This is a genomic window from Escherichia sp. AM3, from assembly GCF_032029835.1.
Lineage (GTDB): Bacteria > Pseudomonadota > Gammaproteobacteria > Enterobacterales > Enterobacteriaceae > Escherichia > Escherichia coli.
Genome location: NZ_JAVUPQ010001160.1, coordinates 1 through 251 on the forward strand (window position 1 = coordinate 1; position 251 = coordinate 251).

Here is a 251-nt window from a genome sequence, read left to right on the forward strand (position 1 = left end):
TCACAAAGGAGAGGACCGTTACGTTTTTCGCGATAAGAGCGGTGAAATTAATGTCGTTATTCCTGCGGCCGTCTTTGATGGACGAGAAGTTCAGCCGGACCAGATGATCAACATTAGTGGCAGTCTGGATAAGAAAAGCGCGCCGGCCGTCGTTCGGGTCACTCATTTGCAGAAATAAAAATAAATTAGCCTGATGGCCTGAACTACTGGGCCATTAGGGTATTGGGTTATGCTATTTGTCATCCTTTTAT

Annotated in this window: 1 pseudogene; it reads left to right on the forward strand. The window is 45.8% G+C overall.

The annotated features are described in order from the left end of the window. Window positions 1–178, forward strand: a pseudogene (gene ydeI, locus RTW80_RS30155) (YdeI family stress tolerance OB fold protein); the annotation flags it as partial. Window positions 179–251: the final 73 nt, after the last annotated feature.